Below are 13,657 nucleotides of genomic sequence, written 5' to 3' on the forward strand. Positions count from 1 at the left end.
AGATCTTATTTATTATCTGTGAAACAGGCGGCTTAGGGACAGTTTACTTTGGCCAATTTATATCGTACAATATAGCGATTTTATTAATTAATTCCTCCGTAAAATTGATATCGCTATTAAATCGTAAAATTATCATTCTCTTCCCTGACAACAAATAAATTGCATTTTGTTCTCTATGCTCCGATGGGAATGTATAATCGAGAGCTTTTATCGAGTAAGCTAAATCTGATTTCCATTGCGTTGCATTCAACAAATTTAGGTTTTGACAATATTCATTAAGTTTTGATTCATTAAATTGATTGGGATAAATTGTCATTCCGATTTCTCTCAAGTAGCTTATAATCGGATCACTTTCAAAATCAATAACTTGCAGGTATATCTCAGCAGTCCTCTTCAAGTCTGAAGTAAACCCAGATAAATTTAAACTATATCTCAAATTACCCATGGAATCGACCACGGAGAGCTTACGTTCAACTGTTTCATTAACAAAACCAAAATCTGTCATATGAATTATCTGTGGCACTTCTTGTTGTATATCATGATTTGACGCGTATATTAATAACCCTAATAAAATTAGAGTTACAAAGAAAGAATGATTAATTCTTCTTGAATTTCTTCTAATAATTTCAGCTTGTGTATAGGTTATTCCTAAAGCTGACATAAACTTCTCTTTGATTTTCTTAAACATAATTTCCCTCATTTTATTATTAATACGTTGCCTGTATAAAATCGGATAGAGGCTAATAATTAGAATATTTCGCTTCCTCTACAGAACTGTGCTTACCTTCGCGCACGACTCCTCATTAGTTTTCTATTGTTACAGGCAATATTGCGTAAATGTTGGATTACCTGCTCTACTCTACTTTTATTATTAATGGCTTTATTCATATCTTGATAGTTACTTACTTTCAACTATCCTTCTTGACTGCCCACCACATTATAAAAGACACTCTAATTTCAGGGTGTCTTTTTTCTACGCGGAAATAATCTCCACAAGTTTGCCGCTGAAGGCAGCTCCAAAGAGAATGATCTCATGAACGCCCGCATCCCGAAGCTGCTGATCATATTGTTTCTTCTTAATCTGATCCAGTGCTTCATTGGCCATTTTTTTCAACTCTTCCGCGGTACCGTGCTGAGCTGCCTTTAACTCGATAAGAATCCCCGGCAATTTTGCCTGTTTTGGAAACAGACAAAGATCATAACGACCCAGACCTGATTCTTTATTGGATAACACTTGATACCGATTATCCAGCGTGGCAAGCAATCCGAGCATAAGTCCATGATAAAAGGTTTCCTTTGCCGTATCATAATAGCTTACAGAGGTCTTCAGCAATTTACTTAAATGTTCCCGCAGACTTTCTGCATCGCCCGCATAGATTGCCTGTTGAATCGCAATCGACGTCGATTGCGGAATCAGTTCCGAAAACTGATTTAATATCTCACTTTGGTAAACAAAACGAATCTCTTGGTTCGGCAGTGCCACCTGACACATATTTCCCATACCAAACGACTTGCTTTCGATGGCCTTTAAATAACCTGAAACCAATAAGAAACTGTAAATTGACGAAGGATTATTCTTGATTTGAGGATAAATAACGCTGGTATCCACATAGGTGAGAATTGATTTTCCCTGAAGCAGTTCTGCCATCTGATCAAAAACTGTTGAATCCGCATGATCCAGAACTTCTCCAATAATGTCATTCCCACTGGTTGAACCCCAATAAGCTCTGGCTTCACATGCATTATTAAAATAGTTAATCACTGACCAGGGATTAAAAATTTCCGTTTCACCAAACCGATAACCGTCGTACCAGGCGCACAGTTCCGGCAGCTTATCCTCCGCTTGGTAATAGGCTGCCATGGCTTCTACTTCAGGTTTTGTAAAACCAAAGTATTCACTGTACTTCTTGTCCAAAACAGAATTGACCACAAGGTTATTTAAGCCGCTGAAAATACTTTCTTTTGCTACACGAAGAATTCCTGTCATAAAGCCATAGGCAAGATTACGATTATCTTTAAGCCCACTCGAAAAGAAATTGCGCATAAAGGAAACAACAGGTTCGTAAAACCCTGCTAAATAGCCTTGTTGAATCGGCGTATCATATTCATCAATAATGATCACTGCCGCTTCCCCATAGTGCTTATAAAGCATGGAAGATAGGACTTTCAGGGCCGATATATAATCAGTTTCCCCCGCTTTGCGGGAAACAATTTGTTGGTAAAAGTCCTTATCATAATCGCTGCACTGATCACTGGAAATCAACACATTGTGCCGCTGAAACTCTTCACTGATCAAAAGGGTCAGATGTTCATAGGTTTCTTCCCAAGTATTGCGCTTTATATCTTTGAAGCTGAGAAAAATAACGGGATATTTGCCCTGAACATCACGATATTTTTTCCCGCAGTGCCAAATTTTCATCGACTTAAAATAAACAGAAGTATCTTCTTCAGTCTTCTCAAAAAAGGTTCTCAGCATATCCATATTCAACGTTTTTCCAAATCGGCGCGGACGTGTAAAAAGTGACACCATTGGACGTTCGTCGATAAAATCCTTAATCATCATCGTTTTATCTACATAGTAATAGTTTGAAGAGGCTAAACGATAATCAGATACGCCGATAGGCAGCGGTAATTTTTCAGAATGGGCAGCTTTGCGATATGCCCCGGTTTTAAGCCTTCTGTCCAGGGGTCTCTTCACATCAGCTGGAATAATCCATATCCCTTTTTCTTTTCTGGCATTTTCAATTTTACCTTCTTTACAAAGCGTGGTGACAGCCCGCGGAGTAACATCCCAAAGTGCGGCCGCTTCTTTTACAGTGAGAATTTCTTTCATTACAATGCCCCCTTTGATATCCTGAATCTATTATATCGGATTATCAGAAAAATATCATCTTTAAAAAGAAAAATATAATATCAGTTAAATATTTTTCTTTTTATATTTCTTTCTTTCCAATACTGCGGTTCTTTCCTGCTTCTTGTCGACTTACGATTGCGATGAATACAGGATCTGATTTATTATCTGCGAAGCAAGCGGCTTAGCGACAGCTGTTTATCAATCCATTCCGCATAGAACCCTACTTCATGACACACCAGAATCATCGCACCCGGATAACGCTGCAGTGCTTCCTTTAATGCCTTTTTAACCTGATTATCCAAATGCTGCGTCGGCTCATCCAGGATTAAAAGACTGCTTTCTTTTTGCAAAGTCAAACACAGCTTAACCCGGGCTTGTTCCCCGCCGCTTAAAGTTTCCAGAGGACGCATGGCCAATTCATGCGTAATCCGGCATTGAGCAAGCTGAAAACGCAGTTCCTGCAGCGTTTTATGCGGAAATTGATCGGAGAACATCGCCAGTGCACTTTGCTTGGGATCCGGCCAGCTCAGCATTTGAGAGAAGTAATTGATCTGAATCTGTTCAGAGAGCTGTACTTTTTGAGCCAGCGGCGGCAATTCTCCAATCAGGGTTTTTAGCAATGTCGTTTTCCCAATTCCATTAAATCCAGTTATCACCCATTTTTCCCCTGCCTGAACCGTTAGATCCAAAGGTGGAAGCAAAGGATGGTCATATCCCACGCTCAGACCGGCTGTTGCCAGCAAAATTCCCTGTCCCGCGGTATAGGGAAAATCAAAATGCAGATGGGCAACTGTATCCGGCGGCGTTAACCGTTCCATCCGTTCCAACTGCTTGCGCCTTCCCTGAGCAATTCGGGTATTCACGCCAGCGATATTACGGCGGATATACTCCTCCGTCTTTTTGATTTTTACCTGCTGCGCTTCATATTGTCGGCGATATTCCTTTTGACGATGTTCTTTCTGCTGCAGAAAGGAAGTATAGCTTCCATAATATTTGGTAATCTGTCCCCATTCTACATTTAGAATGGAAGTCGCAATCTGCTGCAGAAAGGCGAAATCATGCGTGATAACCAGAAAGGCCCCCTCGCGCTGCCGCAGCACCTCCGCCAACCATACGACATGCTCGTGGTCCAGATAGTTGGTCGGTTCGTCCAACAGCAGCACTTCGGGGTTTCTAAGAATCAGCTGCGCCAAAATGACTTTAGCACGCTGACCGCCGCTGAGCTGGGACAGTCGTTTTTGCACTCCAATCTGATCCAATCCCAATCCGGTTATCGTTTTTTCAATTATCACTTCAATTTCATAAAAACCCGCCGCATTTAGCTGTTCCTGCAGCCGCCCTGCTTTTTTCAGCCAAGCTTCGCTTGCTTCTGAAGCCGCTTTAAAATAGGCTTGGTTCATCTGTTCTTCCCATTGCCACAGCGGTTCAAAAGCCGTTCGCAAAAATTCCAAAATTGTTAATTCTGCCTGATCTGTCCACGCCTGTTGATTTAAAGCACCCAAGGTGATGCCTGGCTGCCATCGAATCTCTCCCTGGTCTGGACTGATCAATCCCGTTAAGATTTTCATAAGTGTGCTTTTCCCCGCACCATTAGGTCCAACGATTCCGCAATGTTCATCTTTCAATAATTCAAACGTCGCGTCCTGATATAATTTTTTCTCATCAAACTGGTGTGTTAAATGAGAAACACTACAATAACTCATAATCTAATCCTACTTTCTATTTTATGGAATTCTTGTTTTCTCATTGAATCCAAAACAAGAATGAGTACGTCGTAGAAAAACAAAAAAAGCAGCGGTAATGGGAATCCTTTCTTCCCTGACCTCTGCTTCAAAAAAACAACAAAGGCCACAGATAAAGCATCTGTGACCTGCAAGCTCTGCTTTCTCTCTGCCTATGACAAAAATATGAAATCCTTACTTAATTCCAGTATTCCCAATGACAGATGAAGAATGATAGAAAATCAAAAGATTTCCTGTTTCAGCTCCGCACAATGCTTCATCGACTCGATTTGCACGGAGCTCATGGTTCTTGTAAGAATGATACGTTGTTCAAAAAGCATCGTGTTTCGCCTCCTCTTTTAAACGAGGCTATTCTAGCATGGAGAATCAAGGAATGCAACCCTAAGTCATCCCAGTTTCTCTGCGGAAATAAAAGTCATTTAATTGTCCTGGTAAATTTGCATACCCAGCCACTTTTTACCAAGAGATAAGAAGCTATCATCAAAAGGACGGGGGCCAAGTATTCGATCCGATTCCATCCATACTACAAGTAACGGAAAAGCTTATCCATTATCAATTACCAATTATTTCTCTCTTTTTAATCAAGAAATAAAAGTTTTACTCTGTTAATTAAATCGCTCTTTTTATTAAAAATAATTCCAGATGCATAATACTTATAATTGATTAAAATTGTATTATCTGAGAATATTTCAATATTCCAAGTATTAGTTCCATTACTCGCAAAAATTTTTACTGATTCTACTGAACCTTCGTGAACAGCCTTGTGATGCATAAAAAATGCTGGATAAAATGTGAAGTCAAGACTATTACTTAGCTCAATCAATTCGTCTGTATTTCGAAATTCTAAACTGCTATACTGTAATTTTGATCGAGATTCTTCAAAATACAACAAACTGACATAATTTGATTTTTGAATTATTTGCTTTAACTGAACAGCATTACACAATTTTACAGAAATGGTTAAAGATATTATTGCTAATACAAAGATAAATATTATAAATTTTTTATGACAACAAATAAAATGACATTTCATTTCTTTATTCAGCATAATAATACCATCCCTTATCATTATATTATCCTACATTTTGGATGAAATAAATTAAAATAAACATCAGATTCTTGGATTACCCTTCCCTTTTCAAGACGATATAATGTTGTGGCTGAACAAATCTGACCATCCTGGCCGTCGGTAATGATCTGTTTTCTCGTCAATCTAAGCCTTTGACGTTCTACACGAATCATCGGACCCAAGATTTTCTTTTTCTCTTTGCTGATCTCTCTTGCCACAAGGTACTCCTCCTTTTTTTTCATTATACTGATTTTTTTCTAACATGTAAAAGTACAGTGCTATTCTCGAAATACCTGTCACCTTATCTTTTTTACAAAGGCAATATAAAAAGCTGAGATTTTCTTTGCTTTGTCCTTTCTCAGCTTTTCTTTTACTCTAATTCGTTTGTTTATTAATTTCCATTCAACCAGACTGTTAACCTAGGCTTTGACTACATCAATACGATTTATTCTTCAGGATGTTGAATTACTTGATTGTAGCCTTCTAGAATTTCTTCTAATGTTCTTGGCTCGTAAGCAATCCAAGGGTGCATGCAACCAACATTGATGGCTAACATAGGTGTTCCGCCTTGAGCGAATAAATTCAGATCGTCTCGCTCATTCATTTGTGCAATGCAGCTTTGAAAAAATTGATCTTCCCCAGAATTATGTGTATGACCATAAAGTAAAATCGACCCGCGGTGCTGATTTTTCCACATTAGAATTGGATAATGACTTAACACCAGATTATAGGACTGCCCTTTAATATGATCTGTTATTTCTTGATAATCATGGATTTCATAGAAAAGCTGTTTATAACGATAATCTTTCAGAATGTCATGATTACCTTGAATTAATACTTTTTTCCCCTTCAAAATGGCTACCAGTTCAATCAGTTTTTCCTTACCATGAAGCAGAGATACATCGCCCAGAATATAAACGACATCATTATTGGTAACCTTTTTATTCCAATGTTGGACGATGTAATCATTCATTTCATCCACAGTGGAAAATGGCCGTTGATCAAAATTTAAAGCATTGGCATGGAAGAAATGAAGATCTGAAATGTAATAGTTCACCGAAACAACCCCTTTCTATCTGAAAAAAATAAAGAAACTGAGATCCGTCATTGTATCCTTTGACTTATATCTCAGTTGTTCATTTCTTTATGCGCTGCGCTTCATTTCCTTGATGCGCTTGTTGATTTCATTTTTTATGATTGTGCTGCCGGCTCCGAAATTTACCGAATAGCCCGCGCGGCTTTCTACAACGCGGCTGGCGCCCAGACGCTGAATCTGAGAGAAATTGATCAGCGAGGAATCGACAACCTGAATCGTTAAGCGGGTAGGAGAAGAATGCATCATTTTGATATTTTCCAAACCGCCGACCGCCAGGATAAAGCCTTCAACCCTTCGCTTGCTGGCACCAGTATTGAACAAGTCCAACGCCAAATACTTAAAGTAAAAGCGGGTAAATGCCAAGTAGAGAACAAACAGAATCACACCGACGACGAAGATCATCTGAATCGTGTGCTGCATATTCGGATTGCGGACATACAGCATAAAATCAAACAGCGTTCCCGGCATAGCCGTCACGGTACTTCCGGCATAACTGAATCCCAGGGTCACGCTCATCGACTGGAAGATTCCAAACAACGCCCCGGTGACTATCAAATGGAACACAAATAACAGCGGTGTCAGGGTCAGAAGATACAATTCCAACGGCAGCAGTGTGCCTGTCACTAACGACACTAGAATCGCAACCAAGAAGAACAGACGAATCCGCCGTTTTTCCATCTTATCTGTAAAGATCGTATAGAAACCGATCAGCATGCCCGGAACCGCAAACAGATTCAGAACATAATACGGCGTGATCAGCCGGCCTACTCCACTTGGCGTAATCAGACTGTTCATCTGCGCCGTCCAGATGCCGACATCTCCTGTATAGTTGACGCCTAAATTATTGATCCACGTCCCGCCCTGTTCGCCAAACCAGAACAGATTCCGCATCAGCGCTCCCAGATTCAGATCCGCTAAAATCCGATCCATAACGCCGTAAACAAACAAGTTCATCGGATTGGTAATATCCGTAGCGATGAACTCAAAAATCGTATTGAGAAGACTGAGCACAATCGGCCAGATCCAGACCAGCGCAAAACCGGTGATCAGACACAGAACCAAAGTTAAGATCAAGCCCCAGGTATCCCGGTCGACAAAAGAGAAGAACCCGTATATCGACTTCGTCCGTGATTTGGAATAGGCAATCCGCGAAGCCAGCACAACGGCTGCGCACGCAAAGAACCCCGTCTGTAACGGATATCGTGTCCGGTCAAATAAGGATGAAGAATAACTTAATCCCAGAATGGCTGAAGAAGCCGAGGTTGGCAGTCCAGAGGGCTGAAACAACATCGTAATCACTAAGACCAGCACATATCCGGTAATTCCGATCATAATCGGCACGGATGAATTGCTTTTTGTCGCTAAAAACTTTATCATGACAAAGAAAGGAAAATTGATAATAATAAAACTGCCGGTCCGTTTGAACAGATCTGCCAGCAGCAGGATATTGCGATCATTAACCGACCAGAAAACCGATAAGCTCTGGTTGGTAATCAAGGTTCCAAGCCCCGTCAGGATGATTGCCACAAACAGCATTTTCAATGGAAATTGAATGATTTCTAATAAAGAATGCCATCTTCTCATACCATCACCTCGCCTATTATGATACCATTATTATACGTTAGATTCAAATGAAAGGAGTGGTTTGACTTTCATGAAAACCAAGTTTGCTGAAACACAGGCTGATTTCTTTCGGATTGTCAGAATCCGGACTGAAGTCTTTGTTATAGAACAACAAGTTGACCTGCATATTGAACAGGATCAAGACGACGACACCGCCCTGCACTGGCTGGTGGAAAATGAGGACGGCGAAGCGATTGCCTGCTGCCGGGGATTGGATTTCGGAGAAGAAATTCATCTGGGACGCGTAGCTGTCCTAAAGCCTTACCGCATGCAGCATATCGGAGCTTTGATGATGCAAGATGTAGAGAAAGATCCGCATCTGGCAAAATTCAAGAAGATCGTCGTTCACGCCCAAGCGCAGGTTGAAGGCTTTTATGCGTCGCTGGGCTATACAACCGTGTCCGAGCCCTTTTATGAGGCCGGCATCAAGCATGTAACGATGGAGAAAGCGCTATGAGCCAACAGCCGGAACGCATCCATAAGAAGTTTCATATCGACCGGACCTTGATGTTTCTGCTTCTGGCCATGACCTGTGTGTCCTTACTGGCAATCTATTGCGCGGATCCGATCATGGCGACCCGGCTGCAGGGCACCTATCTGTGGGCCAAGCAAGGCATGTGGTATGCGATCGGATTTCTGATGCTGGCGTTTCTGACACGATTTGGTAGTGATCGGTTATTTACCGGCGTTAAGATCTTTTACTGGATTTTGATGGTTCTGCTGGCCATCCTGCTGGTGGATAAATATTTAATTGATCTGCCGGATCGCTTCATTCGACCTGTTAATGGAACGACAGCGTGGTATCAGATCCCTGGCCTGGGTACCTTCCAGCCTAGTGAGTTTATGAAAATTGTTCTGATCATCATGGTTGCCAACATTATCCATGAGCACAATCTGGGCAAAACTGAGATGTCTTTTGCCAGCGACTTTCAGTTATTCTGGAAGGTTGGAAAAATTTCCGTTCCGCCGCTGATTTTAATTTTCTTAGAACCGGATACCGGTATTCCGTTAGTCATCATCGTCAGTATTCTAGTCATGCTGGCTGTGTCCGGAGTGCGCCGGGAATGGGTTTGGCTGGGTGCTGCGTGTCTGATAATCGGCTTCGGCGGCTTGATCCTGATGTTTAAATTTTATCCGAATGTTCTGTCCTCCATCTTAGGCGGAGGGTATAAAATGCGCCGTATCTACGGTTGGCTGGAAACGGAGAAATACATCAATACCTGGGGCAATCAGCTTTATACTTCGCTGCTGACAATCGGCTCTTCCGGCTTGACCGGCCATGGTTTCCGCGAAGTGCTGATCCGTTTCCCAGAACCACAGACGGACTTTATTTTCTCCGTTATCGGTCAGAACTTCGGATTTCTCGGCACGACCTCCGTGGTCGCTCTGCTGACAACCTTTGATCTGAAATTGATCAGTATCGCGACGAAATATGATCAGCCAAGAGAACGGTATATGGTTGCCGGCATGATCGGAATGTTATTGTTCCAGCAGCTGGTCAACATGGGCATGATCACCGGTCTGTTCCCGATCACCGGGATCACGCTGCCGTTTATTTCCTATGGCGGATCGAGTATGCTGTCCTACATGATCCCGCTGGCCATTGTCTTCCAGATGAGCTCGGAAACTAAGAGCCGGCTGATGCATTAGACTCCGAATAAACAGAAATTTTAATTTTGTAAACATAAAAAGCAGCGATAAGATCAACTTCCATTGTGATCACTATCACTGCTTTTAAATTTATTTTCAGAAGACAGGATAAGGCAAAAACTACCAATTTATGACATCATAAAATTCTTCTAAATTACTACCTCTTTGTGCACTTAAGTCTAACTCTGTGTTCTTAATTTCTATTTCAAACATTTTCTTATTGATTACATAATTATTTTTAATAATTTTAGGACCTTTGCGTATTTGATCCAACATGACAAGATAACTGTTATTTTTACTGTTTAAATAATAATAAATATCTGCATTGTTCTTAAACTGTATCAAATTCTTAAAACCAAATTGATTAACGATATAATCATTTGTACTTTGACCTCGATAATCTCTATTATGCAAACAAGCAATAAATTCGAAATCTGGATTATTTACTATTAGAAAATGCGGAACGGCTCGTTTTTGATTTTGTAATCGACAATAATTCATCAACTCTAAGAATCCGTTTTTTTCACCCTTATTACGGCTGATCCTATCAGCGTCCACAATAATAAATTTCGCAATACAATTGGTATTCGCCCGGGTGCGGATCTCATTGAGAAAACTAGCATAGCCTCCGCCTCTCATATTAATAGGCTGCAGTGAAATCTCGTCTCCTTGATTTTTTCTCATTTGATCCATGTAGTGAAATTCAGTATCTCCTTCACAAAAAATAACAAATTTCTTTCGTAGCTTTCTCATGGGTCTACTCATCAGAAGTCCCTCCAAGTATACCTTTCATATAAAACTCATAAATTTTAGTCGTTTCATAGCGAACTTCCGGAAAATCTGACAAAGCATACAACTCAGAAATCAATGAATTTTTGTCTTTAGAAACAAAGTAAATCTGTTCCTTCATAAATGTTGTCAGATTTAAATGCAGAATATTATGGGTTGTAAAAATAAATTGCCCATGATGTTTTTTTCCATGGATATACGCAATAACACGATCGGAAAGAATGGGATTGAACACTCGGTCCATTTCATCTGCGAAAATAATCTTATTTTCATAGACGACCCGAAAAATCTGAACGGCCCAAGCAAAGAATTCTCGTACACCTGCTGAATCCATGGATAATTCTCGTTTCATAAGAACATTTTCCTCGTTTTTACGAATAATTATCGTTTTGCTGTATGGCATTTCTTCATCTAAGTCAATAGCCAGAATACTAGAATCAACCATCCTTAATATATCTAAATATCGATCATCCTTTAAGATTTTTAAATCTGTTTGAACTTTCCTCATTTCCAATTCATTATCCGTTAAAGAAGCGATGTATAGAGATTGGTTTACCCATTGAGTCACTTGCATTGCATGTTCATTGCCAACTATGGCAAGCTTTGTAATAAATAAACCTAAACCTACATTGAGTTTTGAAAATCGTGCTGCAATGTTAAGTAGTTCGCCCGTAATTGCATAATCGTTCTCTTTTGTTCGGCAGGCTGAAAAACAAAGATTATCTGCAGCCTTCATTTTATTTCTTGAGTAAAGTTTTTCTTCAACAATGCCGGATTGATCAATGATTAATATATAATGATAAATCCGACTGTTTTCTGCGAGAATTTCTAATTCAAACTCCTGGTTAGGTGTTTTTTGTGCTAAAACGCTGGCGGTATTGATATATGCTGGAAGAGAAAACACCTCGCTGTTATCCGAAAATAAAGACTTTAAATACTTTAAACTGTTTATAAAGTTCGATTTTCCACCTGCATTTTCTCCGACAATAATCGCCGTTTTCAAACAGTTGCAGTCACAGGAATGAGTTACATAATTATCTGGAAATCGATTTTTAACTTTGCCTTTTGCCGCTTCAAGTGAGAACTCAGTATTGCCCCAAAACGAACAAAAGTTATTGAACCGGTATCGAATTAGCATTTTCCATCCCTCCATTTTCAGCTTGCTAACCACAATCAAAGTATACCACTTTCAACCCAAATAAACCATATTATTGTTTTATACATTATATTTATACGAAAACGTTCCTATTTTTATTGTTTGAAAATCTTATTTTTCACTTTCATTATTAATTTGCAGGCAAATCTTACACAAAATTTCAAAACCGATAAACGACCTTTCTTTTTCATTCACTTCACACCTGCCACTTATGTTATGATATTGATAATTATAGATAGAAATCCAAGGTGAATTTCATGAAATCAATTTTGCGTAAAATCACGCTTTTGCTTCCGCTCTTCTTTCTGGCGTCCTGTGCGGTGACACCCCTAAGCACCAATGAAGCGCCAGTCGCGGAATACCTCAGCGCGCAGCAGCGGATCAAGCCTCTGATCGACGCCTATACTGAAATCAGCGCCCACTCTACTTTTTGGCATCAACAGCCGGATTTCCCTTATTCAGAAATGCTAGCCGAGATCATCATGCAGGCCGCAGAATCCATTGATGTCTACGATTACTGCACGCTGTTAGAAAGATTAACTGCGGTGACCGGTGATGCGCATAATCATTTCGGCTATAATACAGCGATGTTGAATTCCTTTGGCTATCTGAGCTATGAGCTGCAATATCTGGATGGACGTTATATCGTCACCGGCGTCAGTGAAACGTCTCAGATTCCCCTGGGTTCAGAGTTGATTCAAATCCAGGATCAGACGCCGCAGACTTATCTGGAAGAAAACATGGCACCGTTGGTTGCCGCAGAATCCTACCGGCTCAAGCAAAATCGAATGCTGGAACGTTTCACTTACAACCGCAAAGGAGAAAAAATTCTGCTGACCTGGAAAACCCCTGACAATCAAGAACGGACAACAGAGGAAGTCTATGTTTCCGGCGGGCGACGGATTATCGAAACCTACGATCAGCCTGAACTTGGAAATTATGTTACCGAAGTAATTCGTCAGGCTTCGGATTATGACGTTCTGATTCTTGAAAATCAGATCGTTTACATGCGTATCCGACAGATGAGTGATATTAGTGGCTCTTATTTTACAGAAGTTCTGCCCAAGATTGGAAGTGCTCGAAAGTTCATCCTGGATATCCGCGGGAATCGCGGCGGCAACGACATTGGAGCCTTTCAGCTGTTATCGGCTTTCTACGATGAAATTGAGAACTTCGCGACCTTTGAGCTGGCTGAAAGTCCGGAAAGCTTTGGCAATCACTCGGCTACTTTTCCACAGCGTTCTTTCGATTATTCCAAACCGGAAATCCTTGACTTAAAAACCCTTTTCCGCAGTGCTGAGATTCCAACAATTCCCTCTGATCAGCTTGTTTTATTAACCGATTACAACACGATGTCCGCCGCGGAAAGTCTAGCTCTGCTGGCTTCTTCGTTGAATAAGTTCACCTTGATCGGCACACCCACCGCCGGTTCCTGCGGACTTCGTTATGATGTCATTTTGGAAGACCTCGGTTTCTCTTTCGCCTTCACCACACGAAATTCGCTCGACTACGATGGGCAGTCTCTCTATGGAAAAGGGATCGAGCCTGACAAACTCGTTGAACAGAATGTCGATGATTTAAAACAGGGCATCGACACGGTGCTGGAAGCCGCGTTAGCTTTCCTGCATGATTCCCAGCCGGTGCAAAAGGAATAACAAATCAAAAAATCGCCGGATAG

General features: G+C 40.7%; 12 protein-coding genes. 3 read left to right on the forward strand and 9 right to left on the reverse strand.

Annotated features, from left to right (window positions below):
* Positions 1 to 43: 43 nt before the first annotated feature.
* From MCG46_RS18185 to MCG46_RS18215, 7 genes are all read right to left on the reverse strand, one after another.
* Positions 44 to 688, reverse strand: coding sequence for a hypothetical protein (locus MCG46_RS18185; protein ID WP_240281229.1), 645 nt, complete (start codon positions 686 to 688; stop codon positions 44 to 46).
* Positions 689 to 973: 285 nt separating this feature from the next.
* Positions 974 to 2,833, reverse strand: a complete 1,860-nt coding sequence (locus MCG46_RS18190; RefSeq protein WP_240281230.1) for an AAA family ATPase — start codon at positions 2,831 to 2,833, stop codon at positions 974 to 976.
* Between the two features lie 182 nt (positions 2,834 to 3,015).
* Entirely contained in the window at positions 3,016 to 4,557 is a 1,542-nt protein-coding gene (locus MCG46_RS18195; protein WP_240281231.1) for an ABC-F family ATP-binding cassette domain-containing protein, read from the reverse strand.
* A 616-nt stretch (positions 4,558 to 5,173) separates the two neighbouring features.
* Entirely contained in the window at positions 5,174 to 5,644 is a 471-nt protein-coding gene (locus MCG46_RS18200; protein WP_240281232.1) for a hypothetical protein, read from the reverse strand.
* A gap of 20 nt (positions 5,645 to 5,664) precedes the next feature.
* Entirely contained in the window at positions 5,665 to 5,883 is a 219-nt protein-coding gene (locus MCG46_RS18205) for a hypothetical protein (RefSeq protein WP_240281233.1), read from the reverse strand.
* A 227-nt stretch (positions 5,884 to 6,110) separates the two neighbouring features.
* Positions 6,111 to 6,722, reverse strand: a complete 612-nt coding sequence (locus MCG46_RS18210; protein WP_240281234.1) for a metallophosphoesterase — start codon at positions 6,720 to 6,722, stop codon at positions 6,111 to 6,113.
* 87 nt (positions 6,723 to 6,809) lie between these two features.
* Complete coding sequence (locus tag MCG46_RS18215; RefSeq protein WP_240281235.1) at positions 6,810 to 8,345, reverse strand: hypothetical protein; 1,536 nt, start codon at positions 8,343 to 8,345, stop codon at positions 6,810 to 6,812.
* A gap of 70 nt (positions 8,346 to 8,415) precedes the next feature.
* Between MCG46_RS18215 and MCG46_RS18220 the strand changes: the two genes are divergently transcribed.
* The gene (locus tag MCG46_RS18220) at positions 8,416 to 8,841 is read left to right on the forward strand and encodes a GNAT family N-acetyltransferase (RefSeq protein WP_240281236.1); all 426 of its coding nucleotides are present in this window, start codon (positions 8,416 to 8,418) and stop codon (positions 8,839 to 8,841) included.
* Positions 8,838 to 10,034, forward strand: coding sequence for an FtsW/RodA/SpoVE family cell cycle protein (locus tag MCG46_RS18225; protein ID WP_154240328.1), 1,197 nt, complete (start codon positions 8,838 to 8,840; stop codon positions 10,032 to 10,034). Before MCG46_RS18220 ends, MCG46_RS18225 begins: the two co-directional genes overlap by 4 nt.
* Before the next feature lie 120 nt (positions 10,035 to 10,154).
* On the opposite strand, the gene MCG46_RS18230 is transcribed toward MCG46_RS18225, so the two are convergent.
* Together MCG46_RS18230 and MCG46_RS18235 are read right to left on the reverse strand one after the other, a co-directional pair.
* Positions 10,155 to 10,799 (reverse strand): RloB domain-containing protein, encoded by a 645-nt coding sequence (locus tag MCG46_RS18230; RefSeq protein ID WP_240281237.1) that lies wholly within the window; start codon positions 10,797 to 10,799, stop codon positions 10,155 to 10,157.
* Entirely contained in the window at positions 10,792 to 11,961 is a 1,170-nt protein-coding gene (locus MCG46_RS18235; protein WP_240281238.1) for an AAA family ATPase, read from the reverse strand. Before MCG46_RS18235 ends, MCG46_RS18230 begins: the two co-directional genes overlap by 8 nt.
* Positions 11,962 to 12,236: 275 nt before the next feature.
* Between MCG46_RS18235 and MCG46_RS18240 the strand changes: the two genes are divergently transcribed.
* On the forward strand, positions 12,237 to 13,634 hold the full coding sequence (locus tag MCG46_RS18240) for a S41 family peptidase (RefSeq protein ID WP_240281239.1): 1,398 nt from the start codon (positions 12,237 to 12,239) through the stop codon (positions 13,632 to 13,634).
* Positions 13,635 to 13,657 lie beyond the last annotated feature (23 nt).

The organism is Holdemania massiliensis (assembly GCF_022440805.1).
Taxonomy (GTDB): Bacteria; Bacillota_I; Bacilli_A; order Erysipelotrichales; family Erysipelotrichaceae; genus Holdemania; species Holdemania massiliensis_A.

Excerpts from the sequence above, each read along its gene's own strand:
- MCG46_RS18240 (WP_240281239.1), top strand. The coding sequence starts at position 12,237 with ATGAAATCAATTTTGCGTAAAATCACGCTTTTGCTTCCGCTCTTCTTT.
- MCG46_RS18190 (WP_240281230.1), bottom strand. The coding sequence starts at position 2,833 with ATGAAAGAAATTCTCACTGTAAAAGAAGCGGCCGCACTTTGGGATGTT.
- MCG46_RS18230 (WP_240281237.1), bottom strand. The coding sequence starts at position 10,799 with ATGAGTAGACCCATGAGAAAGCTACGAAAGAAATTTGTTATTTTTTGT.
- MCG46_RS18200 (WP_240281232.1), bottom strand. The coding sequence starts at position 5,644 with ATGCTGAATAAAGAAATGAAATGTCATTTTATTTGTTGTCATAAAAAA.
- MCG46_RS18225 (WP_154240328.1), top strand. The coding sequence starts at position 8,838 with ATGAGCCAACAGCCGGAACGCATCCATAAGAAGTTTCATATCGACCGG.
- MCG46_RS18235 (WP_240281238.1), bottom strand. The coding sequence starts at position 11,961 with ATGCTAATTCGATACCGGTTCAATAACTTTTGTTCGTTTTGGGGCAAT.
- MCG46_RS18220 (WP_240281236.1), top strand. The coding sequence starts at position 8,416 with ATGAAAACCAAGTTTGCTGAAACACAGGCTGATTTCTTTCGGATTGTC.
- MCG46_RS18185 (WP_240281229.1), bottom strand. The coding sequence starts at position 688 with ATGTTTAAGAAAATCAAAGAGAAGTTTATGTCAGCTTTAGGAATAACC.
- MCG46_RS18195 (WP_240281231.1), bottom strand. The coding sequence starts at position 4,557 with ATGAGTTATTGTAGTGTTTCTCATTTAACACACCAGTTTGATGAGAAA.
- MCG46_RS18215 (WP_240281235.1), bottom strand. The coding sequence starts at position 8,345 with ATGAGAAGATGGCATTCTTTATTAGAAATCATTCAATTTCCATTGAAA.